General features: G+C 68.4%; 17 protein-coding genes. 2 read left to right on the top strand and 15 right to left on the bottom strand.

Features of this window, described 5'->3' with window-relative positions; translation table 11 throughout:
* Positions 1-130 precede the first annotated feature (130 nt).
* The 6 genes from VF584_07195 to VF584_07170 all read right to left on the bottom strand — a co-directional run bounded on the left by VF584_07195 (position 131) and on the right by VF584_07170 (position 9,453).
* On the bottom strand, positions 131-955 hold the full coding sequence (locus VF584_07195; protein HEX8209955.1) for a GSU2403 family nucleotidyltransferase fold protein: 825 nt from the start codon (positions 953-955) through the stop codon (positions 131-133).
* A complete protein-coding gene (locus VF584_07190; GenBank protein HEX8209954.1) occupies positions 952-2,118 on the bottom strand; it encodes a hypothetical protein in 1,167 nt (388 codons plus the stop codon). The genes VF584_07195 and VF584_07190 overlap by 4 nt, the downstream gene beginning before the upstream one ends.
* A 101-nt stretch (positions 2,119-2,219) precedes the next feature.
* Positions 2,220-3,983, bottom strand: a complete 1,764-nt coding sequence (locus VF584_07185; protein ID HEX8209953.1) for a dynamin family protein — start codon at positions 3,981-3,983, stop codon at positions 2,220-2,222.
* 203 nt (positions 3,984-4,186) lie between these two features.
* Entirely contained in the window at positions 4,187-6,442 is a 2,256-nt protein-coding gene (locus tag VF584_07180) for a beta-propeller domain-containing protein (protein ID HEX8209952.1), read from the bottom strand.
* Positions 6,443-6,631: 189 nt separating this feature from the next.
* Positions 6,632-8,056 (bottom strand): pitrilysin family protein, encoded by a 1,425-nt coding sequence (locus VF584_07175; protein ID HEX8209951.1) that lies wholly within the window; start codon positions 8,054-8,056, stop codon positions 6,632-6,634.
* 5 nt (positions 8,057-8,061) lie between these two features.
* Positions 8,062-9,453 carry a pitrilysin family protein gene (locus VF584_07170; GenBank protein HEX8209950.1) on the bottom strand — a complete coding sequence of 464 codons (1,392 nt, stop codon included), beginning with the start codon at positions 9,451-9,453 and terminating at the stop codon, positions 8,062-8,064.
* 496 nt (positions 9,454-9,949) lie between these two features.
* Here VF584_07170 and VF584_07165 point away from each other — a divergent pair, with 496 nt between their 5' ends.
* Positions 9,950-10,147 carry a hypothetical protein gene (locus VF584_07165; protein HEX8209949.1) on the top strand — a complete coding sequence of 66 codons (198 nt, stop codon included), beginning with the start codon at positions 9,950-9,952 and terminating at the stop codon, positions 10,145-10,147.
* A 72-nt stretch (positions 10,148-10,219) separates the two neighbouring features.
* On the opposite strand, the gene VF584_07160 is transcribed toward VF584_07165, so the two are convergent.
* The 8 genes from VF584_07160 to VF584_07125 all read right to left on the bottom strand — a co-directional run bounded on the left by VF584_07160 (position 10,220) and on the right by VF584_07125 (position 22,126).
* Positions 10,220-12,025, bottom strand: coding sequence for an IPT/TIG domain-containing protein (locus tag VF584_07160; protein ID HEX8209948.1), 1,806 nt, complete (start codon positions 12,023-12,025; stop codon positions 10,220-10,222).
* Between the two features lie 399 nt (positions 12,026-12,424).
* Positions 12,425-12,649, bottom strand: a complete 225-nt coding sequence (locus VF584_07155; protein HEX8209947.1) for a hypothetical protein — start codon at positions 12,647-12,649, stop codon at positions 12,425-12,427.
* A 223-nt stretch (positions 12,650-12,872) separates the two neighbouring features.
* Positions 12,873-13,319: a DUF4189 domain-containing protein gene (locus VF584_07150; GenBank protein ID HEX8209946.1), complete on the bottom strand. Its 447-nt coding sequence runs from the start codon at positions 13,317-13,319 to the stop codon at positions 12,873-12,875.
* Positions 13,320-13,450: 131 nt separating this feature from the next.
* Entirely contained in the window at positions 13,451-14,953 is a 1,503-nt protein-coding gene (gene dacB, locus VF584_07145) for a D-alanyl-D-alanine carboxypeptidase/D-alanyl-D-alanine-endopeptidase (protein HEX8209945.1), read from the bottom strand.
* Positions 14,950-15,549 carry a GNAT family protein gene (locus VF584_07140; protein ID HEX8209944.1) on the bottom strand — a complete coding sequence of 200 codons (600 nt, stop codon included), beginning with the start codon at positions 15,547-15,549 and terminating at the stop codon, positions 14,950-14,952. Before VF584_07140 ends, dacB begins: the two co-directional genes overlap by 4 nt.
* A 195-nt stretch (positions 15,550-15,744) precedes the next feature.
* Entirely contained in the window at positions 15,745-19,824 is a 4,080-nt protein-coding gene (locus tag VF584_07135) for a tetratricopeptide repeat protein (GenBank protein ID HEX8209943.1), read from the bottom strand.
* A gap of 482 nt (positions 19,825-20,306) precedes the next feature.
* Positions 20,307-21,653 carry an amidohydrolase family protein gene (locus VF584_07130; protein HEX8209942.1) on the bottom strand — a complete coding sequence of 449 codons (1,347 nt, stop codon included), beginning with the start codon at positions 21,651-21,653 and terminating at the stop codon, positions 20,307-20,309.
* 89 nt (positions 21,654-21,742) lie between these two features.
* On the bottom strand, positions 21,743-22,126 hold the full coding sequence (locus VF584_07125; protein HEX8209941.1) for a VOC family protein: 384 nt from the start codon (positions 22,124-22,126) through the stop codon (positions 21,743-21,745).
* Positions 22,127-22,207: 81 nt separating this feature from the next.
* On the opposite strand from VF584_07125, the gene VF584_07120 reads away from it, so the two are divergent.
* Positions 22,208-22,648 (top strand): MarR family transcriptional regulator, encoded by a 441-nt coding sequence (locus tag VF584_07120; GenBank protein HEX8209940.1) that lies wholly within the window; start codon positions 22,208-22,210, stop codon positions 22,646-22,648.
* A 77-nt stretch (positions 22,649-22,725) separates the two neighbouring features.
* Here the strand turns inward: VF584_07120 and VF584_07115 are convergent, their stop codons facing one another.
* Positions 22,726-22,923 carry a hypothetical protein gene (locus VF584_07115; protein ID HEX8209939.1) on the bottom strand — a complete coding sequence of 66 codons (198 nt, stop codon included), beginning with the start codon at positions 22,921-22,923 and terminating at the stop codon, positions 22,726-22,728.
* Positions 22,924-23,002 lie beyond the last annotated feature (79 nt).

The following is a 23,002-nucleotide window of genomic DNA, read 5'->3' as shown; positions in this document are numbered from 1 at the left end:
TGCGTCGGTGCGGGCGGCGGGGGGCGTTGCGGGGCGGGCAGCCACGTGGGGCGGCCGCTACGAGATCCGTGCGTCGCGCAGAGGTCGAGAAGGGGTGAGGGCGGGCGCGATGAATCGCGCCCCTACGGCATCAGCGGGGGCGGCCGAAGATCGCCTCCAGACCGAAGGAGCAGAGTTGCTGCAATCGGTCGGGGCGGAGGTTTCGATCGGCGGGGATGCGCGCGGCCGACCGGATGACGTCGTCCACGGCGCCGAACTGTTTCGCCGCCATTTGTGCGACGCTTCGCCCGAGTTTCGGCGGCAGCGTCTGGAGAAGCGAGCCGGTCCAGAGGTCGCGCAGTGTGACGAGTTCGCTTCCGAAAAGCTCGAGCGTGTCGTGGATGTACAGCGCGTCCTGCGCCTGTTTGTCGGCTGAGCGCTTGCTTCGGATCAGGAGCTTCTGTGCGATGAAGCTCACCGGATTCGCGATCGAGAGATCTACGGGCGGATCGAGCGGGACCGGCGCCTCGGCGCCCAGGTGCACCGACCAGGGCTCGGCCAGGAGCAGATCCACGTGCCGAAGCTTCTGCGCCGCAATTCCGGCCTTCCGGAGGGTGGCATCCGGGGTGCCGTCGCGGCGTACTCCTCCGCCGTACAACGGGGTGAGGAACTCCGCGTAGAACCCCTGGTCCTCCTCGTCGCCGAGCCGGTAGTAGACTACCGGCGGGGTATGGTCGCCGCGGAACGCCTCCCGGAAGTTGGCGGCGCGCAGGGCTTCACGTATGTCGCCCGTGAGCGGGGAACGTCCCGAGAATGCCAGATCCGCGTCGAGCGTCATCAGCGGAGAGTACGGCGGGGTGCCCGCCAACTCATGCAGACGGTGCAGGCGGTGCGACCAGCCGCCCACGATCACCAGGTGCCTGAGCCAGGGGCGCAGCGCATCCACGAGCCGCGCAAAGGAGTCCACCTCGCTCATCCTTCCTCCGGCCCTGAGATCAGCGGCTCCAGGACGCGGCGGCGGATCACCTCCGCCTGCTCGGAGCCGCGCGAGGGGTGCAAGGAAACGTCGAGCCACACCTGGATGGCATCGCTGACCCACACGCCGTCCCTCTCCACCATCCCCCGAAATACCGAGCTCCCCGCCGGCCGCTCACGCAGGATCAACGTGGGCGCCTCGTGCCGCTCGGCCGGAACCGCGTTCTGCCGAGCCGCTCCGCCTCCGAACGGGTCGCGCTGCACGTAAACATGGGGTGGAACGCCGTGCACGAACCCCAGGTGGAGCGCGTCCGCGGCGGCGAAGAGCCCAAGACACCCCTCGCCCTCCCGCGTCAGGCGTGCGGCTTCCTTGCGCGGGTCCCCGATCAGCACGCGAACCGGCAGTTCCCGGCCGGGCCGGGACGCGGAGTGGAGCCACCGCTCGAACAGCGGCTGCCGCCGAACCAGCCGCAGATAGCGCGCGGACTCGTCCATGTGGCCCTCGTGGACCAGTTGCCGGGTGAAACGGTAGGCCACCGACGCCGATACACGTGCCGCCTTCGCCAGCTCGGATGCATTCCGACAACGGCCGCGGGGTGCCGTCAGGAGATCTTCCGGTAGCTCGGGCGCGAGCAACACCTTCAGCAGCCACTGGTTGAGATCGGAGAAGAGGTCCGCGTGCGAGGCAACGGCTACGCGGCCGCTCGCGCGTACTTCGTCAGGATCGGCGTTGAGCGTTTCGAGGCCCTCACCGTGGAAGCGTAGCAACCCCGCGAAGTCGATCACGCCCGCGGCCGTGTCGGGAGCGTATATGGAGGCGAACTCCAGGACCGCATCCGCCGCTTTCGCAGAGATCTTTGGGGCCGCCACCACTGCCAGCGGCCGCCCCGTGCCCCGCCGGTACGACGCCTGTAGACACGCCTGTGCCCAGAGCGGAATGAGGCGGTCGCTTCGCCCCTCCGCTCCCGCCTTGATCTCGACTACGCACCACGGAGACTCCGCGCTCTCACGAAACATGAAGTCCACCTGTTCCGGCTTCCCCGCCGCGCGTTCCACCGTCCACCCGGCCGACGCGAGCGCCTGCTCGAGCAGATCCTCGAACCGCCGTTCGCGAGCGCGCGCATCCGACAGCCGGGGTTCCTCCGCATCCGCGACCATACGCACCCCTGGTTTTCCACGAGCACACAAACGTGTCGCGGCCAAGATAATTGTCTTGGCCGCGACATGGAAGTGTATTCTTTCCTGCGCCCGCGCGCGGCGGTGCCCTACCGCTTCCCTTCGATCTCCGCGCGCAACCGCAGCAGGGCGTCCTCGGAGGTCACGAGCTCGTCGCGGGCTTCGTTGAGCTGGTCCTGCTGCACCTGCACGAAGCGGCGGTAGGGGGCGATGCTCTCGTTGACGCGCTCGGTGCTGTCGCTGATGGCGCCGTGCACCTGCCGCGTGAGGGCGTCGCGCAGGCGGGTGCGCAGGTCGGAGATCTTTTGCGCGAACTCGGCTTTGGCCTGGCGACGGCGCGCGGGGATCACGTACAGACCCGTGGCCGCCAGCGTAGTGGCCAGCACGACGCCCGTCACGTCCGCCACGGCGCCGGAGAGGAGCGCGGTCATCAGCACGCCGAGGCCCATCCCCGCGCCGGCGAACATGGTGGTGCCGGACGAGGAGCGCACCTCGTCGGCCAGCTTGCGGCCCTCCGCTTCACGGTTGTAAGTGCCAACCGCCTCGCGCGAGGCGCGGCCGATGGAGTCCAGCAGCGCCTGGCGGTTGTAGGAGAAGTTGCCGGTCACCTCACCGATCATCCCCTCGCGGTGGCGGGCGATCTGGCGGCGGTCGATGTAGCCGCTGATGTCCTGCCACAGCTTGAGGTTGCGCTCCACGATCCAGTCGATCACGCGCCCCACCTCGTCGTCGATGTCGCGCGGGGTGTCGCCCACCACGTCGCGCTCGAAGTCGCGGCGGATGGCTTCGCTGTTCATCAGCTCGCGAATGCGGCCGAAGCGGATGCGCTCGTCGAAGAAGTTGAGGCCGCGCACCTCCATCTCGGAAAGGAGCGCATCCATCCGCCCCAGCCGCGGCTCGAAGTCGCGCAGCATCTCCTGGTGGAATGCGGCGAGCTGCGTGTCGATGTTCTGGAGCGTGGAGACGTCCTCGGCCAGCATCTTGAGCCGGTCGAAGGCGGTCTCCTTGTACTTCCGCGCCAGGGTGAGCCCCACGTTGAGCGGGTTGAGGAGCTTCAGCCGCACGCGCTCCTCCTGGTCCAGCGTGTTGAGCAGGTAGTCGTCCACCGCCGCGAAGCCGCTCGTCTTCCACAGCGCATCGTCGTTCTGCTCGCGCGCTTCCTTGGCCTGCCGCGCGGAGACGGCAAGCACCAGCGGCGCCTCGCCCAGCAGCCGCTCCGCGTTCTCGCTGACGAAGGTGGTCACCTGCCGCCTGTCCATGGGGTCCTGCAGCAGGTCGATCTTGTTGAGGATGAAGACGATCTTCTTCCCCCAGGTGCGGATCTGCTCCAGGAAGCCTCGCTCGCTTTCCGTAAAGGGGCGGTCCGCGGAGGTCACGAAGAGCACGAGGTCCGACCGGGGCACGAAGTCGCGCGTGAGCTCCTCGTGCTCGCGGATGACGGCGTTGGTCCCCGGCGTGTCGACGATGTTGAGGTCGCGCAGGATCTCGGCGGGGTGGCGCCGCTCCAGGAGGTACGCCTCCACCATCTCCTCGCTCGGCTCGTCGCCGTGGCGCAGGAGGTTGATGCGGTCGGTGGTGGGGGTGACGCCTTCGGGAAGTATCTTCTCGCCGAGGAGGGCGTTGATGAAGGAGCTCTTCCCCGAGTTGAACTCGCCCGCGATCACCAGGAGGAAGAAGGAGGAGAGCGCCTCACGCGCCTGGTTGAAGTGGCGCATGTCGTCGGCGTCCACGTCGGTGCCGAAGCGTCCCAGCGCGGTCGAGAGGCGGTCCAGCAGCTCGCGCTCGCGGGCGCGCAGCTCCAGCTCGCGCTCCCCCAGCAGCCGGTTTCGCCGCCGCAGCAGTCCCAGCGCCATGCCATCCTCCGCGTGTCCCGTGGCGTCTCGCTCCCCAATCCCGCGAAGAGTAGCAAACGCGGGGCCGCAGGCGGTGAGCGCAGGTCATGAACAGCCTCACACAGAGAACGGAAGGAGGGAACGGAAAGACACAGAGAGAAGAATTTTCTTCTTTGCTTTCCGTTCCCCTCTGTGCCTCTGTGTGAGGCGCTTTTAAGGGCGACCTACCGCCGCCGCGCCGTCCACCTCCCGTTCGCCGTCACCTGCTGGCCGTCGGGAAGGCGGACGGGGCAGGAGAAGGTGCCCTCCATGCGGTCGGGCCCGGTAAGGACGGCGGTGGGGCGGCACCCGGACAGATTCAGCGATACGGCGGTCCCCCGCACGGTTCCCGTCCCGCTCCCCCGCCCGGAGTTGTCGATCGTGCGCCCGTCCATGGTGCACTGGCCGGTCTGCTCGAACGTGACGCCGAGTGTGGCGCCCTCCTGCGTAAATCTGTACGTCCCCTGGCTGCGGCAGCGGTAGCGGTCCCCCTCGCGGCCCACGGTCTCGTCGTAGTCCCACAGGCCGGTCATCTGCGCGGGGCGCGGCGCGTAGCTCACGCGGCGGACTTCGCGGATGCGCCCGCCGGCCTCCGCCCCCTCCACCAGCTCGTAGCCCAGCAGCGCGAAGATGCGGCCCCGCAGAAAGATGGGGCGCGCGTTGCCGTACCAGTCCACGCACGACACGCGGCACCCGTCGTCCTCGTTGGAGGAGCGTGCGGCCAGGTCGCCCAGCTCGGTGAAGCGGAAGGCGCGGTTGCGCAGGAAGAGCACCGACGCGGAGCCGTGGCGAAGCTGGTCGTAGCCGGACGCCCCGGCGCCGCGGATGGGGAGCCCCAGCAGCCCCGACTCCTCGGCGTCCGGGCGGTAGAAGAAGCCGTGGCTCCTGGTCTCCCCCTGCGACGCGCTGGAGCGGGTGTAGCGGTCCGCGAGCGCCGCGGTCGTGCCCAGGCGCACCCCGCTGAAGTGCAGGTCGCCGCGGCTGTCGCTCCCCACCACGACGGCGCCCGTCCCCATCGCCTCGATGCGGTCCACCCCGTGCGGCACGGGGAGGACGACCACGCTGTCCCTCGCGCCCCAGCGCACGGCGAAGACGGCCGCGCCGCCGGCGGAGCGCGGCCCCCCCACACCGTTCCCCGTTCCGTACAGGAGCCAGGAGCCGACGTACCGGTTCTCGAAGCTCCCACGCCGCTCCGGCACCAGGAGTGGGCGGTACGCCGCGACGGGCGCCGCCCGGCTCCCGTCGCCGAACGAGGCGAGCGGAATGCGGAGGAGCGACAGGGGCTGCGGGGCCGCGTTCGTTCCCCGGAGCGCGGCGTCGTGCACCAGCACGTTCAGGTGGCCGTCGCCGCTCTCCAGAAAGGAGAACTGGTCATCCGGCGCGCCGGTCACCCGCACACCCGTGGGCGCCGTTCCGTCGAGCGGCATCCGGTAGAGCACGGAGCGCGAGGGAGCGTCCTCCTTTGCGTCCCACCCCGGCTCCTGCGTCGCCCACACGTACACCGCCCGCGGCGAGACGTAGAACTCGCTCGCCTGGGGCCCGAGCAGGGCGGTGGATTCGCAGCGCATCTCGGTGCCCGCGGGGTCGCACACGGTCACGGTGTGCATCACCGGCTCGTCTTCGAAGCTCACCGGGCCCGCGGGGCGGTACACCCGCGTGGCCCGGGCGGTGCGCCGGAAGGTGCTGTCGGCGCCTCCCCAGCGGCGCACGGCGGGAAAAGAGGCGAAGGGGTCCTCCTCGTCCACGTCCACGTCGATGGGAGCGTAGAAGACCAGCTTTCCGTTCACCAGCCGGCTGGCGTAGTTGCTGGGCGAGTAGTAGTCGAACGAGCGGAGCTGGTAGGTGCCGCGATGCGCCAGGCCGCCCGCCGCGTCGATGCGAAAGAGCCCCACCTCGGTGCCGCCGCGCCGGTAGCTGTAGCCGATGACCGCCACCAGGGTGTCGGACACCAGGAGCTCGTCGTACCACGAGCTCCGCGGATCGATCCCCGGGCCGAACGCGTCCACGGCCGCCACGGGCTGCAGCGCATCGCCGCCGAAGCGCACCGTGAAGATGCGCCCGCGGCGGAGGATCACCAGGTGGTCGCCGTGCGTCTTCACGATGCCGCCCTCGTCCACCCCCGCGTGCTGCACGTTGGTGATCGACTCGCCCGCCGCCGGCGGGGCCGCGGCGGGTGCCGGTGCCGGTGCCGGTGCCCCTGGCACAGGCTCGGGCATCGGGACCGCCACCGGGGGAGGAGGGGGCGGTGCCGGAGGAGGAGGCGGGTGCCTCTCGATGCGCCGCCGGTGCTCGCGCGCCATGCGGCGGTAGTACTCGGCGAACTCCTGGTCGGACCGAAAGGCGCGCAGCGTCTGGCCCGGCTGCTGTGCGGCCGCCGGACGCACCGGCGGGCCGAAGAGGGTCCAGAACGCGCAGGCGGCGAGAAGGATGCGGAGCTTCATTCGCGGATGATGTGCGAGGAGACTTCTGGTGGAGAGCGCAACCTTGTATCGGAGCGGCGGTAGCGCAACGCCTTCGTTCAGCGCCGCGCCCAGGTCCGCGTAACACGTCGCCGCCAGAGAACACGGAGGCACAGAGTGAACCTCCTCTCTGTGCCTCCGTGTCTCCGTGTGAGCCCCGCCGTTACGGCATCAGCGCTCGTTGGAGGTCTGGACGATCTCCACGGGATACGGCAGCTCGCGCAGGCCGGTCTCCACCTTGGATCGGTCGCCTACGATGACGACGGCGAACTTGTCCGGCGTCAGGTACCGCTGCGCCACCCGCTGCACGTCCTCGCGGGTCACGGCCTGGATGCGCTGGTTGTACGACGAGTAGTAGTCCAGCGGCAGCCCGTACAGCACCAGCTCCTCCAGCCGCGCCGCGATCTGGGCGTTGGTCTCGGAGCGCAGCGGCTCCGAGCGCACCAGCGACGCCTTGGCGAACTCCAGCTCCTCATCCGTCACCGGGCGCGGGCCGCGGATCTCCTCCAGTTCGCGCATGAACTCCACCAGCGACTCCTTCGTCACCGGCGTCTGCACCCCGGCTTGCGCGGTGAAGGCGCCCGGCTCGCGCCGCTGCGTCCAACCGCTGCGCGCGCCGTACGTGTAGCCCTTGTTCTCGCGCAGGTTGAGGTTGATGCGGCTGGTGAACTGACCACCGAGCACCGAGTTGAGCACCAGGAGCGGGAAGTGGTCGGGATGATTGCGCGCCACCCCCACGTGCCCGATTCGCACCTCGCTCTGCGCGGCGCCCGGCTTGTCGATCAGGTACACGCGCGTGGCCGGCTGCGGCTGCGGAGCCGCGGGGTAGCGCACCTGCTGCGCCGTGCCGCCCGTCCACGCCGCGAAGGCGGTGTTGAGCTGCGGGATCAGCTCGGCCGTGCGCACGTCGCCCACCACGATGAGGCGCGCGTTGGCGGGGCGGTAGTACTGCTGGTGGAACGTGCGCAGGTCCTGCGGCGAGAACTGGCGCAGCGTGGCCGGCGTCCCCTCCACCGGCCGGCCGTACGGGTGCTCGCCGCCAAAGACGCGCATGGCGAACTCGCGGTTGGCGAGCGTCACCGGCTGGTCCTGCTGCTGCATGAGCGCCGTAAGCCGCTGCCCGCGCACCCGCTCCAGTTCGGTGGTGGCGAAGGCGGGGCGCGCCACCACGTCCGCCAGGATGCCCAGCGCCGGGCGCACGTTGCGCGACAGGGTGTTGAGCTGCACGGTGGCCACGTCGTAGCCGCCGCCAGTGGAGATGTCCGCGCCCAGCAGCTCCAGCTCGTCCGCCAGCTGCAGCGAGGTACGCGACGTCGTCCCCTCGTCCAGCATCTCGGCGGTGAGGGCGGCCAGGCCGCCGCGCCCGGCGGGGTCGGCGGCGGAGCCCGCGTCCACCACCAGCCGCATCGTCACCAGCGGAACGTTGCGGCGCTCCACCACGTACACGCGCAGGCCGTTGCTCAGCGTGCGCTGCTGCACGGCCGGGAACACGACCTCCGGCGCGGGGCCGGCCGGCGGCACCACCTTACGGTCGAGCGTCTGGGCACCGGCCGCCGGAGCGAGCGCGATCAGTGCCGCGACGGTAATCCTCTTCATCATCATTATCGGGTCGCCTCCGACGCCGGGGTTGGAGTCTGGGCCTGGGGAACCACGCTCAGCACCACGCGGCCCGTGCCGAGGTACCGGCGCGCCGCGTCCTGCACCCCGCGCGGCGTGACGGCGGTGATGCGCCTCATCAGGTCGTCCACGCACCCCGGGTTGCCGGCGAAGGTGTAGCACTGGTTCAGCGCGTCGGCCCGGTTGAGCACCGACTCGTACTGCTGGATCAAGCCGCTCTCCAGCGCGGTGCGCGCCCGCTCAAGCTCGCGGGCGGTGGGCGGCTCGGCCTTGATGCGGGCGATCTCCTCGTCCACCGCGCGCTCGATGCGGGCGAGGTCGACGCCCGGCTTGGGCTGCACCGTGAGCTGGAACTGCCCGTTCAGCGAGCGCGGGCCCTGCCCTCCAAAGACCGTCGTGGCGACCTGGTCCTGGTACACCAGGCGCTTGTAGAGGCGCGAGTTCCTGCCGCCCGCCAGCACGAAGCCCAGCATCGACATCTCCGCATCGCCCGGCGCGTAGCGCGCGGGGGAGTGCCACGCCATGTACAGCCGCGGAATCTGCACGCGGTCAGGCAGCGTCAGCCGCTTCTCCGCCGTGAGCGGCGTGAGCGTGGGGCGCGGCCGGGTGACCGCCGGACCGCGGGGGAGGTCGCCGAAGTACTTCGCGATCCACTGCCGCGCCTGCGCCGGGTCGAAGTCGCCCACCACCGCCAGCGACGCGTTGTTCGGGGTGTAGTAGCTGCGGAAGAAGCCCTGCACGTCCTCCATCGCGGCCGCGTTCAGGTCCTTGAGGCTGCCGATGGTGGTCCACGAGTACGGGTGCCCCTCCGGGTACAGCGCGGCGGCGATCGTCTCGGGCGCCAGGCCGTACGGCTGGTTCTCGTAGCTCTGCCGCCGCTCGTTCTGCACCACGCTGCGCTGGTTGTCCAGCTTCTGCTGCGTCATGGCGGGGAGCAGAAAGCCCATCCGGTCCGCCTCCAGCCAGAGCGCGCGCTCCAGGAAGTTGGAGGGAACCGCCTCGTAGTAGTTGGTGCGGTCCGGGTTGGTGGAGCCGTTGAGGGTGCCGCCCGCCTCCTGCACCATCTTGAAGTGCGCGTCGTCGCCGATGTTCTGCGAGCCCTGGAACATCATGTGCTCGAAGAGGTGGGCGAAGCCGGTGCGCCCCGCCGCCTCGTTGGCCGAGCCCACGTGGTACCACACGTTCACCGCCACCACCGGCGCGGAGGGGTCCCGCGACAGGATGACGTTCAGCCCGTTGGGCAGCTTGTACTGCTCGTACGAGATGCGCACCGGGCCGGTGGTCTGCCGCAGCTGCGCGGCGGACGGTTGGGCCAGGACGCTGCCGGCCGCCATCACGGCGAGGAGACCGGCGGCGCTTCTTGTGAGTCGATGCATTGCCACGCCTCGGTTGAAGGGGTTGCGGATCGCCGCCACGCCCGGTTGGGGCGGGGCGGTCACGAAGCTGTTCGGAGCGGTGCTCAGGTGCGCCGAACCGCAGCAAACGCGGTGCCATTCCACCACTTCCTGAACGGAGCGCCGCCCAATGCCCGTGTCCACACCGCACTCTGGCGCGGAGTGAAGGAAACGGGCTCCGCCGGGACGTTGGGATCCGCCCCATGTTCCGTCGGCCGTGCGTGCCGGGATCGTGTGGCGACAGAGGCGTGATCGTGCGATCCTCCACGACCATGCTTCCGAACATGGGATAGGGCAGTGCGAGTGGGAGAGTCCGTCTCCTTCACTACGCGCCACACGATTGGTGGGAAGGCGCAGGTGCGGGTGGGGCGCTCCGTTCAGGAAGTGGTGCGCCGTGGCTTAGCGGAAGATCGTCGTTGGAGAACGGGTGAGTGGCGACTAGGATTCGTCGCCGCACCATCCTCCCCGGACCCCATCCATGCGACACCTCCCCCTCGCCATCCCCGCGGCCACGCTGGCCGCGGCGCTCAGTGTATCCGCACAGGCACCCGCCGCGCCGGGGTGGCTGGCGGATGCACAGCGCCTGGAGGACGCCGACCCCGACTTCCACGCCACCTTCCGCCGCGCCGACGACTCCCTCCGCAACCGCGTGGAGCTGGCGCCCGCCGCGGATTGAGTGAACCGGAAACGCAGAAGAGCCACGGAGAGGCCCTCATCTCCGTGGCTCTTTTGGTTGCATCGCGGTTCGTCAGGGAGCGGCGATGGGGGTGCGGATGATGACCAGCTCGTCCTGATCCAGGAAGGCCAGCCCGTCACGCCCCCAGCGCAGCAGCCGGGCGCTGCGCGCGGCCGGGTGGTGGAACGCGAGGTTCGAGACGAGGACCGTGCCCAGGAGCTGAAAGGTGTTCAGGTCGTACACGGCGATCCCGTTGCCGGTGGGAATCGGGTCACGCAGCACGAAGACCCTTCCGAGCGCGGGGTCCACGGCCAACGACAGCCCCCGTTCCAGGGTCCCCAGCCTCACCCTCCGGTCCGCGTCGATCACGGAGCCGTCGGTGGAGTAGATCCGCCCAGGCCCGCGCACGATGTCGCTGTAGAGAGGATGGATCATGTCCGGCGTCGCGTTTAGGTGCCGGGCGCCGCTCGCGTCCACCGCGAGGGTGTAGAACGTGCTCTGGTCGAGGTCGGAGCCGTACAGAACCGAAGCCGAGTCGGAGAACTCGATGCGCGAGGCGCCCGTGTGCCCCGGCGAGGAATTGGGGCGGGCGACTCCCGCATCGTACACCGTCACCCCGTCCAGCAGCGGGCTGAAGCGGGGGCGGTAGCGCGACACCGCGACCGTGTTGGCCTGGCCGGGCGCCACCTCCATGTCACCGGCGATCTGCCCCGCGGGGAGCGACCACTGCAGCCCCGCGGTGAAGGTGCCCAGGTCGACCCGCCGCACGGCGTTCGCCCCGTTGAGCCCCACGTACAGGTACTGCCCGTCGTCCGAGCGGGCGACCCGCCCCGGGTCGCTCCCCACGAACACACTCCGCGTCACCTGTAGAGTCATCGGGTCCACCGCCACCACGCTGTTGGCGAGGGCTCCGCCGGTGCTCGGGATCGACAGGTAGAGCAGTCCCCTCGCCGCGTCCCACGCGAGGTCGCTCGCCTCGATGCGCAGGCGCTGCACGACGGCCGAGGTGGAACCTGCGAGGCGCACGACCACCGTCGCCGTGTTGGACACCCGGTTCCCCGGCCCCGGATTGACGACGGAAAGCGTGATCCCTCCCGCCGCCGCCACGTCCGCGCTCGAGACGGACACCTGCAGACGGGTAGGGCTGACGTACGTCGCCGGCCGCTCGGCGCCGTTCCACAGCACCCGGGCGCCCTGCACGAAGTCGCGCCCGTGCACCCACAGCGAGAAGCCAGGCCGCAAGGCCGTGGCGCCGCTGCTGGGGAGTACCGCGATGACCGGCACGGGGCTGTACACGGTGAACGTGGCGGCCGCGGTGCCGCCCCCCGGCGTCGGATTGCTCACCTCAAGCGACGTGATCCCCGGCGCCACCCCGTTGGCGTTGAGCGTCACGGCCAGGCGGGTAGGGCTCTGGTACGTTGCGGTCTGCACCACCCCGTTCCACCGGACAACCGTCGCCCGCGTGAACCCGCTTCCCTCGATGGTGATCTCCCCGCTCAACTGCGCGAGGTTGAAGGTGTCGGCGGAGAGCGAGACGATGACGGGTGCGGGTTGGCGCACGGTGAACCATGCCTGCCCGGAGGTGCCGCCCCCCGGCGTCGTGGACGCCACGGTGATGGAAACTTGTCCGCCCTCCGAGAGCTGCGCCTGCGGGACGGTGGCACGCAGCTCCTTCTTATTGACGAAGGTGGTGGGCAGCGGGGTGGAGTTCCAGTTGACCACGCTCTCCCTGCCGAAGCCACTCCCGCGCACGGAGAAAGCCACGTCCGCACGCCCCGCGGTCGCCGTGTCCGGCGAGATGGAGCTGAGCACCGGCGCCCGGCCGTCGCCCGACCCCGCCCCGTCGCGGCACGCCGATGCCGCCGCCAAAAGGAGCACGAGGAGCACGGCAACAGACGGAGTGCGCCTGCCTTGCTGAAATCTTGTGATAAAGGACATCGGGAGCTTCGGGGGGGGGATCAGGCCAGGCCCGCGTCTGGAGCCGCGGCAGGGGGAACGCCACGGTCCGAGCCGGAGCGCGTGGTAAACTAATGTATCTCGCAATTATCGACCAGCCGGAGGGGGATCGAGAAGAGAGTGGAGCAAGCGCAACACCTCGTCTTCGGTAGATGGCTCAGCCGTACGATCTTCTCCTTGTGCTTGAACAACTCTATGAAGACGCACTCGCAAACGTAGAAGTCGTATCCCTGCCCCAGCAGGGTGTTCGCCTGGGGCTCTCGCGCCGCAGCAAGATCGAGAAGAGGATGTTCGTATCGACGACGACCCGTTCAGCAGCCATCAACGCTCTTCCAAACGGTGACGGAGCCGGTCCCAGACCGCACGATCCACATCGTCCGCAATCGCCGCCGCATCGTCCTCCGTAAGCTCGCTTCGCCCACGGATCGACTCAAGCTCTAAAAACTCGAGGAAATGCGACACCTCTTCGCGCCCCATCAGCTCACGGGGGACGCGCAGGACCATGTCCCGCTCTTCGAAATCGATCCGGTTAGCCGGCGTTCCCATACACACGCTCCGCCCCTGGTCCACACCTCGTGATTGAAGTGGTACCCTGAACGGAAAGCTTACGATTCGTCAGACTCCCCCCAGTACCCCAAGCTCTAACGGCTCTGGTGCTCCGAACGAGTTCACGCTGGCGCGGCCGCTCCCGCAGGTTCCTCGCCAGGGTGCGTAGTCCCCCACTCCCTCCTCAAGATGCTGGGATTAGTGCAGCTTAGGGCCGGCGAGCCTACGGCTGCGAGTTGCACATCCACGCGCGAATGCTGCAGGACCGTGCGCCGTTGCGGCCGCACTCGGCGAGCGCGCGCTCCTCGGCCTCTGTGCGCGATGCTGCCAGGCCGCTTCCGTACGACGTGCGCCCCTGTGCATATGCGCCGCACATTGGGCCCGCGATGAACAGCACGACCCGGCAGCTCTCGCCCGGGTAGCACTCCTCCAGTGCACGCCCCTGGGCCTGCTCAGGCAGGGGAGCGTTCCAACTCACTCCGTAGGCTCCCTCCCTGCCGATGGCGATGGCTCCGTACTGGTAGAGGCCCGGCGTGGTGACGGGTGATGCCGGAGGAGCGAAGACCTCGTCCTCCCATGCTTCTGGATCGGCCGTGCCGCGACCCATCAGCACCATCCCGAGAAAGATGCCCACGAGCAGGATGGCGGCGGTGCCGATCAGCAGTTGCACCCCACTCCGGCCCCGTTCGCGCGGCAGGGGCGGCACCCGCGCGGCCGTCACGGGGAACGGTACGCCGCAGTGGGGGCACGCGGCCGCGGCCTGGCTCACCAGCGCACCGCACTCCCGGCAGGGCGACAGGCTCATGGAGCCGTGGTCGTGGCCGCGCCCGTACGCGGGTGGTTGTACACGCGCAGCAGCGCCGCTTCGGAGAGGCGGTCGGCGGCGGCGGCGGAGAGGGTGTGGTTGTTGACCAGAATGGAGAAGACCATGCGCTCGCCCGCGGCGGTGGTGAAGTAGCCGCTCAGGGAGCGCACGCCCGAGAGGGTGCCCGTCTTGGCGTGCACGTTCCCCGCGAGCGGCGTCCCCTTCATCCGGTTGCGCAGGGTGCCGTCGACGCCGGCGACGGGCATGGCGGCGTAGAAGACGGCGTAGTTGGGGCTGCGCGTCATCCGCTCCAGGAGCGCGATGAGGTGCTCGGGGGCGATCAGGTTGTAGCGCGACAGGCCGCTGCCGTCCGCCGGGCGGAAGCCGCCACGCGGGAGCTGCCATGCGCGCGCCAGGGAGTCCTCCACGGCGAGCCCGGCCTGCGCGGTGCCGGCGTTGCGGATGCGGCCGCCCATCGTCTTCAGCAGGATCTCGCCGTACTGATTCTGGCTCGGCTTCAGGAAGGCGGCCAGCACCTCCGGCATCGGCGGGGAGGTTTGGACGAAGATCGGTGTGGCGGGGCGGCGCGCGGTGTCGGGGCGCGCGTCGTCATCCAGCGCGGGGCCGTCCACGCGGATCCCCGCCTCGATCAGCGCCTCGCGCAGCACGTGGGCGAAGAAGAGCGTGTTGTCGCGCACCGCCACCTCGAGCTCCTCCGGCGTGGAGTCGGGCGGTGCGGTGCCGGTGACGACGATGCCGGGGCCGAGCGGGGCGCGCGTCGCTTCCACGTCGCGCGCGGAGCCGGATGCGCCGGTCGTCGCGTTCACGGTGACGGGGAGGTACGCCGTGGCGGGATCGAGGGTGACGACGGCGGGTGCGCCGGGGCGAGGGCCGGGGGCCACGCGCACGGTGACGTACCCCTCGTTGAGCTGCAGCCCGCCGACCTCGGCCGAGTACGACGCGTCCAGGTCGTCCCACGCCCAGCCGCGGCCCAGCGGCACGTCGTCGAAGACGTCGTCGTTGCCCACCACCGCGCCGGTGATGCGCGTAATGCCCCGCGCCCGCAGCGAGTCCGCCCAGGCGCGGAAGAGTGGGCGCACCCCTCCGAAGCGCGCCGAGATCGTGGGGTCGCCGCTCCCACGCACCACCAGGTTGCCGGCCAGCACGCCGTCGCGCACCGGGCCCTCCGCCTCCACCGGCGTGCGGTAGCGGAAGTCGGGCCCCAGCGTCTCCAGCGCGAATGCGCCGGTCACGATCTTTTGATTGGAGGCGGGGATGAAGAACTTTTCCGCGTTGCGACGGTAGAGCGTCTCGCCCGTTTCCAGCGAGCGGAACATCACCCCCCACCCGGCGCGGGCGAAGAGCGTGTCGCCGAAGATGGAGTCGAGCGCGGCGGCGATCGGCGCACGGACGGGGGCGGGTGCGAGCGCGGGGCGTGCGGGTGCGCAGGCGCCCAGCGCGAGCGCCGCGACTGCGATGACGGTTCGATGCAGGGTCATGGGGTCGGGTAGGGGCGGGCGAGCATGCCAAGGAGGCGCGCCTGGACGGCGGGCCAATCGTCGTCCACGATGCTGTACCACGCGGTGTCGCGCACGCGGCCGCTCTCGGTGACGCCGTGCTTGCGGAAAATCCCTTCTTCGCGCGCGCCGATGCGGAGCATGGCGTTTCGAGAGCGCTCGTTCAGTGCATCCGTCTTGAGTTCCACGCGCAGGCAGCCGAGCGTCTCGAAGGCGTGGCGGAGCATCAGGAGCTTGGCTTCGGTGTTGGCGGGGGTGCGCTGCCACGGCCGCCCGATCCACGTCCACCCGATCTCCACGCGCGGGTGCGGCGGCTCGATGCTGGCGAACCGCGTGCTCCCGATCACCCGGCCGCTGGTTGCTTCGGTGGTGGCGAAGGTGAGCGCCGTGCCCGCGTCGCGCATGCGTAGCGCGGCGTCTACGTAGCGCTCCAGGTCGGCCTCGGTGCGCACGGCGTTCCACGTCCAGCGCCACAGCTCCTCGTCGCGCGCGACCTCCCAGAGCGCCGGGAGGTGCTCGCGGGTGAGCGGCACCAGGCGGACGTGCGTGCCTTCGAGGGTGACGGGCTCGAGCTTCACGGGCGGCTCCGTGGTGGCTTGCTGCGAACGTACGAAGCCTTTTCCGGTCGAATAGATTGAATCCGACTAGAGACAATAATCGAGCCGCACTCTCCGTCTGTATTGTCTCTGAACGCGAGAGCGGGCATCCCGGAGGGGAAGCCGGCGCTAGCCTGTCGCCAATCCGGCTTCTCCCGCTGTAGATTGACCTGCTACCTATATTAACGGAGCTTCAGCGGGAGGCCACCGGAAGCCCATCCTCTCTGCGACAGCGGTCATCCACCACGGCAACTTCCCGCCACGCTGCGAGAGGAAGTCTGACCAGAAGACCCTCCACCGGCTCCAGCGCACCCAATGTGCCGCACCGGGAGCGAATTTCTCGCACCACGCGGCAGCGCAGAGCCAATATGCCTCTGAGCTCCTGAATTCGGGAGTACTAAGTGACTCTGCCGCTTCCAAAATGTTTGCAAGTGCCACTGCCCGATCCGACTGATCAGTAGCATTGCAGGCTTGCAGCCACTCGCGATAGACCTCCAACAGTGGTAGCCGATGCGGCTTACACCACCGCGGATCCGGAGACGGTAGATCGTCCGCTCCTTCTGCGGTTCCATCGGACGCCAGCCACTTCAGCCACTGCACATTTAACAAAGAGATGTAAGCATCCTCTGCGTAGCGGAGAGGCTTGCCGGCAGCCAATCTTTCCCGAATCTGCAATGCCGCTACAGCGTGGATTAATGCATCGGCCGCGGTGCCGTTCTCTGAGAGTCGCATAGCAACGTTGTGCAATGAGAACGCTAGGTCATGCTCAAACCGATCCGGGTTCTTCGCCGCAAGCCGCCTGCGGATCTCCAGGGCCCTTCGATCGTACGTAAGAGCCTCCACAAGCCGGCCGCTCTCTGAGAGGTGGATAGCGTAGTTGCTGAACGATCTCGCCAGTTCAGGCTCAAACCGATCAGGGTTCTTAGCTGCCAGCCGTTCGTGGATCTCCAACGCACTGTGATCAAACGCAAGTGCCTCGGCAACTTGGCCGCTCTCCGACAGGCGGGCGGCGTAGTTGCTCAGCAACGACCCCAAGTCAGGCTCGAACTGAGTCGGGTTCTTGGACGCCAAGCGTTTGTGGATGTCCAGTGCCTTTCGATGATGCGCGAGTGCCTCGGCAGCCTCGCCGCTCTCTCCGAGGCGGATGCCGTAGTTGCTCAGGCAGGCTGCCAACTCAGTTTCATAATCCGCGTCCTTCGCCGCCAGTCGTTCGCGGATCGCCAGCGCCTTCCGATCGTACGCTAGTGCCTCGGCGACCTCGCCGTGTTCCGCAAGGCGATTGGCATAGACGCCAAGCGAACGTGCTAGGTCAGGTTCGAACCTGCCCGGTTTTTGACTTGCTAGCTCTTCAGACAGTTGAACGCTCTGCTTTCCAGGGAGGAGTCCGGATCTGCCCGCTCTTGCCAACTTGATCGAAAGCCTCACCAATGCACGTGCCAGGTCGGCACGCAGTTCCCAATCCTGTGGCTTTCTCTGGAGCTTCACTTTGATCTTCTCTACCTCCGCTTCCGACACGGCGCAGGCCAACTGTGCCAGTTGTACAGATTCATCTTTCATCAACGGGAGCAGCACACCTACGACCTGTGCACGACTCGGAGGCGACAAGCGCGTGAACGCCTGCTCCGCCCACTTAGGCAAAAGGCTATCGCTTTGCGTGGCGACATTCACCAGATCGGTGGCGCATGGAACAAATTTCCGGGTGAGACTCTGCACCACGGCGCTTTCGATGTCCGGGCGATGATTGCTCAGACGCGCGACCACGGTGAGCGCGCCGCGACGGTGGGCAGTGCCTCTGGCGGGGTCCAGGAGTGCGTCGAACAGACGCTCGCCACTGCGCTGGAGCAACGAGTAGGCTACCAATGCTTCGCCGAGGAGATCGGGCCGCAGCGGCTGCAATCCCTGCTGCCCCGGGTAAAGTGAAGCTAAGCGCTCGAAGAGCAACCGCTGTTCCCCAGCGGTCAGGTTACGGCCGATGGAGCCATCCCAAGCCTCCCACACCTTTCGTGCATCCGCGGGACGGATGAATCCGCCCGCGAGGGTGGCGAGCGTCATCAACTCGGCCGCATGTCGGTCGTCTAACTCTTTCGTGCTCGTGCTACCTAGGCCTTCCTGGAGGAGCCGTGCCCAGTAGCGGCGCTCGTGGTGGAGCAACGCCTTGGTCAATCCCTCTGCGCTCGCGGGTCTCTCGCCGCGCAGGGCGAGCAACGCGGCTATCTGGATGTACAGTGGACGTTCGAAGTGTTCACCCGACAGATCCACATTCAGATCCGGCATCTCCGCGATGCCCATCCTGGTCGCGTAGGCGTCCAGAGCCGCCTGGAACGCTAAACCGCGAGCCTCCTTCTCTCGGTGGAGCGGGAGAAGCGCGACGGGCCCCGAGGTCGCATACCCGCCTAGGAATGGCTCCACGGTCGAATCACGAGACGAAAGCCGGTCCCACCACTCGCCCCCGTCGCGTGCCAGGAGGAGGATGCGTACCGGCGACACAACCTTCGTGCGACGAGCATTCAACATGGCCCGGAGAAATGCGAGCAGCGTCTCCTGCCTCGTCTCGGCGTAGTCGAACACCGCCAGGACGGGCTGGTTACGTGCCGCCAAGTCGAGCCAGGCATTCGCGGCGTTGGCTGGCCCGATATCAGAGCGCAACATGCCACAATGCCACCCCCGATTCGTCATCCGCGCGCACAGCTCCAGCGCGAGCCGGGTTTTCCCCGCGCCCCCGCTTGCGGTGAGGAGGCGGAGCGCCTGCGGATACTCGGGATTGTGCGCCCAGTCGACCAGCTGCCCAACGTCCGGTTCACGTGCTGGGTCAAATGCCACCGCGGCCTCTTCCGCTCGTAGCAGCTGACTGTCCGCCAGTCCGCTGCCCGGCTGCCAACGGGATTGGGGAAGGTCAAGCGGTGAGGTGCTCGGCGCGGGCGTGGCTGTCGCTTCGACGAGAGCCGCGGTCGAGGAATTGTTTTCCGCGATTGGAACCTCGACGTTAGCCCATCCGAGTCCCTCCAGCGCCGAGTCGACACAGCGTTTCCACGTGTACGCGGATAGTGCTTCGCGAAGCCGGGCGGCCTTGCTGCGGGCCGCGTCAGGATCCCTGGCGATTTCGATCAGGCGTTCGCTGACATTGTTGAGGTCATTCGCGTGGAAGAAGGGCTCCTTCAAGCTGCCCTGCACGTCCACAGGGTACACCCAATTGAGCCAACCTCCGGCGCTCTCCTCTTCGAGGAAGCGAAAAAGCCCGCTTTGCTTGCTCACAATCAGTGGAACGCCCGCCGCCACAGCCTCCCAGCCGGCAAGGCCGAACCCCTCATGCCACGAGGGCATGAGCGCTACGGTGGCTCTGGCGAGCTGATCAAGGAGGTCTTTCCGACGGGTGGTGTAAGGAAGAGCGTGTATCGTGACCACACGATCCGCGTACGCTTCGGCAAACTCCGCCCAGTATTCGACGTCCGTAGCCGAGGTCGGCGGCCGCTCCGGCTCGATATCGACCCCTCGCATGATCAACTGTGGCTGGTTCTTCAACAGTTCAGGAAGCAGGGGTTCGGACGAGGCGCGTCGATGCGCCTCAGCGAAAGCGGCTACCCCTAGGTGTCCCTGCTTGATTTTTGCCGCGTCCGCGCTAAATCTTCCGCTCATGAACGCGACGAACCGCTTCGGTGCGGGAAAGAACGCAAGTTCGTCCAACCCCGGCACCAGCATCGTGACGGGAGTGTTGGGGACGAGGTCCTCGAGCGCGTCCCGGAGCAGAGGACCGACCGCCATGCGCACGTCCGCCTCCGCAAACAGCTTTCTTTGCAACTCTCCTTTGACGTTCGCAATCTCGGAACGTTCCGCGTAGGCCTCGTAATGCTCGTAGCTCATGTGGTGGATCAGGGCCGTGCGACCGCCACCAACGATGGCCCTAGCCTCTAAGGCGATCTCGCCCGTGATACGATCATGCCCGAGCCAGACGAGGCCTTCAGCATCGAGGGAGATTCCCTCTGACGCCAGCGCTTCAACGGCGGCTCGTGCATGAGCTGCGTCCAACTTGCCTCCAACGGGCGGATAGGGTAGCTGCACCAGCTTCACGTCACGTGCGGTCTCGTGCTCGGACGGAAGCGTGGGAACCACGCACACCACGGTGACCTGTTCCTTGCAGGCGAACGCCATCTGCTCAAGGAACCGGGTGCTGAATACGTTGATGCCTCCGAAATCAGAGCCCCATCCGGTCGCGAAGGCGATCACGCGTCTGAGTACCTGCTGGGTTTCCATCGGCATCATGCTTCGTCCGTATTCTGTCGGGGTCTTAGCCCTTCCCATGCCATACCATTCCGGCGACAGGTCGGCCTCCCGAACCCAAAAGGGGAACCTTGAGGCCGCGCGTTAGGGACGGGGCGGCAACGGTTCGTGCCAATCACTATATGGGGCGTGGGGCCCGCAGAGCAAACGCGTTGCTCAGAGTTCCTCCGACCAGCCATCGATGCCCCCGCCGCTGCCCTGCAGCCATAGGGTGGCGGTTCCCATCCGGCTCCCGGCCTACAATAATGTTGCCATACCTTCTTTCACTTGAACCCACCGCGAGACCGTCGGAATTCTGCCCTCGCGAGTTGCACCCAGGGAGCCGCGGAGTGCCGAGGGAGTTGGGCGTTCGGTATGGATCGCCGGCCGGAATACGGGAAGATCGCACACCGTCTTGGAATCCCGCGCGGGAGCGTGGATCCGTCGGCCGTTGGCGTGTCGGGGGAAGGATTCGCTGGGTGCGTTCAGGGCTGAGCTACGGATTCCAGGAGGCGGCGAAGCTCGGCGCGGGGGAGCCATTGGCCGCGCACCAGCACGCCGGCGGGGTCGGCGACGGCGGAGAGGTCGGCGCGGGGGTCGCGGTCGAGGAGGAGCAGGTCGGCGCGCAGGCCAGGGGTGATGGCGCCGAATTCGTCCGCCTTGCCCATGCACTCGGCGGCGGTGCGGGTGGCGGCGCGAAGGGTCTGATAACGCGTGAGGCCGGCGCCGTGGAGGAAGTGGAGCTCCTCGACGAGCGAGTAGCCGGGGAGGGTGAAGGGGATTCCCGCATCCGAGCCCGCCGCCAGCGGAATGCCGCCGTGGTGCAGCGCCCCCGTCATCGCGCGCATGAAATCGAGCTGCTCGCGATTGCGCGCGGCCATCGCGGGGACTTCGGTGGCGCGCTGCCGCATGCGGGTGACGTAGCTGTTGATTTCGGGGCTCCAGCGGCCGCGCAGCGCCGGGCGCACGTAGCGCAGCTCGAGCCGCGCCATGAGATTCGCGAGCTGGGGGAACTCGTCGGCGTGCCGCACCACGTAGTTGAAGACGACCAGCGTCGGGACCACGCACGTCCGCGATCCGCGCAACGCGGAGACCAGCGCCGGGAACCGCGCCGTGTCCAGCTGCATCGAGAAGAAGACCTGCATCAGGTCCTCCACGTGCTCCATCGTCTGGTGCCCCTCGCGGGCGGCGGTCTCCACGCCGGCCTCGCGCGGCACGTGGCCGACGAGCGGCATCCCCTGCGCGCGGGCGGCCCGCGCGAGCGCCTCGTAGCGGGCCCGCGGGAATCCCTGGTCGTGGATCTTGATGATGTCGTAGCCGTCTGCCTTCTGCTCGAAGACGATCCGCTCGACCGGGGTGTCCTGGGGGTAGCGGTCCACGTACTCGCCGGCCGTGTAGATCGTGGGGCCGGGCAGCGCGCCGCTCTGCACACGTGCGCGGAGCGTCAGGTGGTCCGCCGTGCCGCGCATGTTGCGCACGGTGGTCACGCCGTTCGCCAGGTACAGCGGCAGGTCGCGCTCTCCGCCCTCGGCCGGCCGGTTGATGTGGACGTGCATGTCCACGAGGCCGGGGATGATCCACTTTCCGCGTCCATCCACGCGCTGCGCGCCCGTCGGCACGCGCATCCGCCCGGCCGGGCCCACCTGCACGATGCGGGCGGCTCGCACGAACACCGTCTGGTTCTCCAGCACGCGCTCGCCGGGGCCGTCCATCGGGAGCACCGACGCGCCGACGATGGCCAGCGTGGGCGCCGCATCGGCGTCGAGGGGCGCGAGCGGACGCGGGGCACACGCCGCCGCGGCGGCCAGGAGGAGCAGTACGAGGGAGCGCATTGGGGTATCGGCGGGTCGAAGCGTGGGGGCGGGCTGCACCTCTCATCAGCTTCGACGCGCCGGGACCGCGTTTGGTTTGTGCGGACGCTCTACCGCACTTCGCTCATCAACCCCAGGTGGTTGCCTTCGGGGTCGCGGACGAAGAACATCCACAGCTCGTGGTCAGGCATGCGCGCAACCAGGTGCGGCGCATCCACGGTGTCCGCGCCGGCGGCCTGAAGCGATGCGTAGGCCGCGTGGATGTCGTCGACCTTGTAGTAGAGGATCGATGCGGGGTGGTCGAACTCCGGCTTCTCGGCCGTGCCCAGCATGAGGCGCAGGCCGCCGCAGTCGAAGAAGGCGCTGTTGGGGATCTGGAACAGGAGGCGCAGCCCAAGAACGTCGCGGTAGAACTCCACCGCCCGCTGCACGTCGCGCACGTTGATGGCCACCTGGCCGACTCCGGTGATGCTCAGCGGTGCGGCGGTACTCATAGGGGGACCTCGCTTTTGGACGTGGATGCTTCGCGGATCGTCTTCCTTGAATATTTAGCCCCGCTAACTAAATTGGCAAGGATGACGAATCGACCACCCGCCCCCGAGCACGTCGCCGACCGGCTGCACTCGGCAAGCATCCACCTCCTGCGCCAGCTCCGCAGGGAGGATGATGCCCTCGGAGTGTCGGCGCCGCTCCTCTCCGCCCTGTCGGTGCTCGTGTTCGGCGGCGCGAAGACGCTGGGGGAGCTGGCGGCGGCCGAGCAGGTGCAGCCCCCCTCCCTGACCCGCACCGTCCGCAAGCTGGAGGAAGCCGGCCTCGCCACCCGCGAGCTCGACCCCCTGGACCGCCGCGTCACCTGGGTCTACCCCACCCCCGAGGGCGAGCGCGTGCTGCGCGAGGGCCGGGCGCGCCGCGTGGCTTCCCTCACCGCGCGGCTGGGCGTGCTGGATGCGGAGGAGCTGGCGGCGCTGGAGCGCGCGGCGGAGCTGCTGGAGCGGGTGCTCCGCGGCGGCGGGTGATACGACGAGGGCGTATGAGAGCGGGGGTGGCTCCTCAGTGGAGCCACCCCCGAATCTCTGCGTCTGTGCATCGCGGATCAGCGCCCGCCCGCGGCCTTGCCGTCTGCGATTACGTTGCGCTGGCCGATGACCTCGGCCTCGTCGGGATCGGGTTCCGTGATCGCCTCGGGCGAGAAGTAGCGGCGGACGCGATTCCGGGCGGCCAGCATGCGCTTGCGGGCACCCTTGTGCACTTCCCCCGTCGTATCGGCGGCTCGGAATGGGTTCGTGGACATCTCATCTCCAATTGTTCGGGAGGTCCTTCACCAAGTATCGGACCACACCCTCTCGGTGCGCAAGCGTAAACCCAAGATT

It is taken from the genome of Longimicrobium sp., from assembly GCA_036389135.1.
Classification (GTDB): Bacteria; Gemmatimonadota; Gemmatimonadetes; order Longimicrobiales; family Longimicrobiaceae; genus Longimicrobium.
Note: the sequence above shows the minus strand (reverse complement) of the source record. Positions and strands in the feature narration are given on the sequence as shown.

Coding starts and splice junctions, on each gene's coding strand:
- VF584_07195 (HEX8209955.1), bottom strand. CDS start 955: ATGAGCGAGGTGGACTCCTTTGCGCGGCTCGTGGATGCGCTGCGCCCC.
- VF584_07185 (HEX8209953.1), bottom strand. CDS start 3,983: ATGGCGCTGGGACTGCTGCGGCGGCGAAACCGGCTGCTGGGGGAGCGC.
- VF584_07180 (HEX8209952.1), bottom strand. CDS start 6,442: ATGAAGCTCCGCATCCTTCTCGCCGCCTGCGCGTTCTGGACCCTCTTC.
- VF584_07175 (HEX8209951.1), bottom strand. CDS start 8,056: ATGAAGAGGATTACCGTCGCGGCACTGATCGCGCTCGCTCCGGCGGCC.
- VF584_07170 (HEX8209950.1), bottom strand. CDS start 9,453: ATGCATCGACTCACAAGAAGCGCCGCCGGTCTCCTCGCCGTGATGGCG.
- VF584_07165 (HEX8209949.1), top strand. CDS start 9,950: ATGCGACACCTCCCCCTCGCCATCCCCGCGGCCACGCTGGCCGCGGCG.
- VF584_07155 (HEX8209947.1), bottom strand. CDS start 12,649: ATGGGAACGCCGGCTAACCGGATCGATTTCGAAGAGCGGGACATGGTC.
- dacB (HEX8209945.1), bottom strand. CDS start 14,953: ATGACCCTGCATCGAACCGTCATCGCAGTCGCGGCGCTCGCGCTGGGC.
- VF584_07135 (HEX8209943.1), bottom strand. CDS start 19,824: ATGATGCCGATGGAAACCCAGCAGGTACTCAGACGCGTGATCGCCTTC.
- VF584_07130 (HEX8209942.1), bottom strand. CDS start 21,653: ATGCGCTCCCTCGTACTGCTCCTCCTGGCCGCCGCGGCGGCGTGTGCC.
- VF584_07125 (HEX8209941.1), bottom strand. CDS start 22,126: ATGAGTACCGCCGCACCGCTGAGCATCACCGGAGTCGGCCAGGTGGCC.
- VF584_07120 (HEX8209940.1), top strand. CDS start 22,208: ATGACGAATCGACCACCCGCCCCCGAGCACGTCGCCGACCGGCTGCAC.
- VF584_07115 (HEX8209939.1), bottom strand. CDS start 22,923: ATGTCCACGAACCCATTCCGAGCCGCCGATACGACGGGGGAAGTGCAC.